The following is a 2362-nucleotide window of genomic DNA, read 5'->3' as shown; positions in this document are numbered from 1 at the left end:
GAGCGGATGGAGCGGATCCGGGCGGTGATGGCGAAAGTCGACCCGCAGCGTGAGCTGCCCCGCAACGAGGAGCTGTGGTATTTCGAGGAGCGCGAAGACGTCGGCGAGTGGTTTGGCCGCCACGGCTGGGACGTGATGGTGACACCGTCGGCCGAGCTGATGGCCGGCTACGACCGCACGCCGCCCAAAGAGGTCGCAGACACTGCCCCGCACAACTTGTTCGTGGCAGCGGAGCGGGCGTAAGGGTAGCGGCTGCTACTTTCCTTGTCCGCACCGGGTGAGTCGGCAATGGCATAATGATGGCATGAATCGCATACGGCTCAGTACGACGGTGGATGCGGAACTCCTCGGCAGTGCCCGGAGTGCGCGGTCGGGAATCACGGATGCCGCCCTCATCGATGAGGCCCTCGCTGCACTTCTCGCTCGCCACCGATCCGCCGAGGTCGACAGCGGCTATGCCGCCTATGACGAACACCCGGCTGAGGAGCCGGATGAATGGGGCGACCTGGCATCGTGGCGGCGGGCGGCGGGCGCATCATGAGTGCGCTGCCGGCTCGTGGTGAGGTGTGGTGGTGCGAGCTGGCAGAGGTCGGCCGGCGCCCGGTTGTCGTCCTCTCGCGTGACGCGGCGATCCCTCGACTTCGACGTGCCCTCGTCGCGCCATGTACGACAACGATTCGAGGACTCGCCAGCGAGGTCGTTCTAGAACCGGGTTCCGACCCGATACCGCGCCGTTCGGCGGTCAACCTGGATTCGGTGGAAAGCGTCTCCGTCGCGGTCTTGGTTAGCCGGCTTGGCCGGCTTGCCGGCACTCGGATGCGCGAAATCTGCGAAGCCCTTGAAATCGCGGTCGACTGCGCCAGTTGATCCGAAGCAGTCGCACTCTCTGGGCTAGCTGGTCTACTGCGTCCCTGGACTAATGGCCAGCTACCGCATGTAGGACGTAGCGGCGCCGTGGGGCCCGCTCAGCGGGTTCGAACCGTGCGACGACCCTTGAACAAGGTGCACGATTCGGTGAGCCTCGGCTCATAAGTAACGTCGCTGCATTCGCATTCCCAGGTGGTGTGCCGACCGCAGGAGCACGGCAGGTTTCCGACGATCATGTGTCCCGGCAGCAGCCAGTGGCCCCGCTTACAGCGATGAGGTCGTGTGTCCATCTATTTCCCCCAATGGAGCCGACGCCGTAGACGTCGACCTCCTTAGTCACAAGCAACACACTGGCACCCCTGGTATCGCGAAGACAAGGCGGTCGCCGGATCGTTATGGCTTGGTGTCCTGCTGCGGGCGTGTCGTTACACTCGTCGCCGCGCCGCGCGCTGTAGCACAGTGACCCACCGTGCCCGCCGCAGCGCAAAGCGTCTTCGGTCACGAAGAGGTCAGCGCGCGTCCGGGTCAGGACCAAAAGGGGTACTCCGTCGAAATGAACGAGTTGAAGTTCCTGGAATTGCACGGCGATCGGGTGGCCTACCGCGACGACGGTGACGGGGACGTGCTGCTGCTGATCCACGGCATGGCGGGAAGTTCGGACACCTGGCGGGCGGTGATACCGCAGCTGTCGAAGAAATTCCGGGTGATCGCGCCTGACCTGCTGGGCCACGGCGAGTCGGCGAAACCCCGAAGTGACTACTCGCTGGGCGCGTTCGCGGTGTTTCTCCGCGATCTGCTCGACGAACTCGGCGTCAGCCAGGCCACCGTGGTCGGGCATTCGCTCGGCGGTGGTGTGGCGATGCAACTCGTCTACCAGCACCCCGATTACGTCAAGCGGTTGGTCCTGATCAGCAGCGGCGGCCTGGGTCCTGATGTCGGCCTGGTGCTGCGGCTGCTGTCGGCGCCCGGGGCGGAGCTGGTGTTGCCGATCATTGCGCCCAAGCTGGCACTCACCGTCGGCAACAAGCTCAGGTCATGGCTGAGGGCCGCCGGCATTCAGTCGCCGCGTGGTGCGGAGTTGTGGAGCGCCTACTCGTCGCTGTCGGACCCGGAGACGCGGCAGTCGTTCCTGCGGACGCTGCGATCCGTGGTGGATTACCGTGGGCAGGCGGTCAGCGCCTTGAACCGGCTGGGGCTGCGCACCGACCTACCGGTCATGGCGATCTGGGGGGAGCGGGACAACATCATTCCCGTCCACCACGCGCACGCCGCGCACGAAGCGCGCACGGACGCCAGACTTGAGCTGCTGCCCGATGTCGGTCACTTCGCCCAGGTGGAGGCACCCAACAAGGTGGTCGAGCTGATCGAGGACTTCATCGCGACCAGCGACCGCCGGGAGGTGGGCAGCCCACAACTGAGGTCCTTTTCGGGGAGCGCCGAAGACGTGAAATAGCGCCTTCCGCCAATGCTGCCGTTCAGCCAGACGGTTGCGCGG

Annotated in this window: 2 protein-coding genes and 2 pseudogenes; all 4 read left to right on the top strand. The window is 65.4% G+C overall.

The features are described 5' to 3' along the window. Positions 1–243: pseudogene (locus WBF82_RS18260) on the top strand (SAM-dependent methyltransferase); the annotation flags it as partial. Between the two features lie 46 nt (positions 244–289). Further along, positions 290–541 (top strand): annotated as a pseudogene (locus WBF82_RS18255) (antitoxin); the annotation flags it as partial. After that, positions 538–867 carry a type II toxin-antitoxin system PemK/MazF family toxin gene (locus tag WBF82_RS18250; RefSeq protein ID WP_424384369.1) on the top strand — a complete coding sequence of 110 codons (330 nt, stop codon included), beginning with the start codon at positions 538–540 and terminating at the stop codon, positions 865–867. The pseudogene WBF82_RS18255 and the gene WBF82_RS18250, both read left to right, overlap by 4 nt. 553 nt (positions 868–1420) lie before the next feature. Further along, positions 1421–2320 (top strand): alpha/beta fold hydrolase, encoded by a 900-nt coding sequence (locus tag WBF82_RS18245; protein WP_424384368.1) that lies wholly within the window; start codon positions 1421–1423, stop codon positions 2318–2320. Positions 2321–2362 lie beyond the last annotated feature (42 nt).

The sequence above is a fragment of the Mycobacterium sp. genome, from assembly GCF_049673265.1.
Taxonomy (GTDB): Bacteria; Actinomycetota; Actinomycetes; order Mycobacteriales; family Mycobacteriaceae; genus Mycobacterium.
Note: the sequence above shows the minus strand (reverse complement) of the source record. Positions and strands in the feature narration are given on the sequence as shown.